This is a genomic window from Mycolicibacter sinensis (genome assembly GCF_001673565.1).
Lineage (GTDB): Bacteria > Actinomycetota > Actinomycetes > Mycobacteriales > Mycobacteriaceae > Mycobacterium > Mycobacterium sinense_C.
Window position 1 is genome coordinate 1 of record NZ_LZMF01000091.1, and the last position, 907, is coordinate 907.

Genomic DNA, 907 nt, shown 5'->3' on the forward strand with positions numbered 1-907 from the left:
CGGCTACTGGAAGGCGGGGAAGCTGGAAACCCGGTGGGCGACGAGTTCCCCGACGCTACGCCTCCGGCGGGAACCAGAAGTCCAGGGTGTCTTCGACGCCGCTCCAGTCGATGCCCATCCAGTCGCCGAAGAAGTCCTTGATGTCGCCGAAGGCGCTGTAGAAGAACGCCACAACTGAGTAGAACAAGCCTTCCCACCAGCCGCTGTCGACCAGCCCATGGCTCCAGGCGTTGATCCAGGCGCCGAACTGGTCGAAGTCACCGGAGATGTCGATGTCGGTGATCGCGCCGTCGGTGGTGGCCAAATGGTTGGCGACCTGATCTGGCGTGAGCCCCAGATACATCATGTGCTCGTAGAACAGGCCGAGTATCGAGTTGGAACTGGCGTCGGCGACGGGATCACCCGGGAAGGTGTAGATGGTCGCCGGGAACGCTTCGTTGGGGGTCAGATTGCCGTTGAGTATCGGCATGTCGAAGAGCCGGTCCCAGAGCGTGTCGCTGGTGTCGGCGCCGACCGGATTGCCGATGAACACGAAGTGCACCAGCCGTGGGTCGACATTGTCGTGGGCCAACTGCGCCATCGCGATCGAACCGGCCGTGGCGCCTTGGGACCAGCCGAACACCCACAGCGGGTTGTCGGCATCGTAGGCATCGGGGTTGGCGTTGAGTTCGGCGTGCACCGCCCGCACGATCTCGGCTGCACCGACGAAACTGCTGTGGCCCTGCTGGACCAGCGCCGGGGTGGACAGGATCCGCAGCGGCGCGTCGCAGTCGCCGACACCGACCACGCACGCGGCCGGATCGTCGCCGACGTCGAAACCGAGCGGGTGAAGGAACAGGTCGGCCGCGGTCTGGGCGAAGGTCGGCGACGGAGTGGACAAGATCGTCGGGCCGACGAAGAACGCGGT

The 907-nt window shown here is 65.0% G+C and carries 1 protein-coding gene; it reads right to left on the reverse strand.

Features of this window, described 5'->3' with window-relative positions:
* Positions 1-55: 55 nt before the first annotated feature.
* The coding region (locus A5648_RS13820; RefSeq protein WP_065025095.1) for a PE-PPE domain-containing protein at positions 56-907 on the reverse strand (852 nt) is incomplete at its 5' end.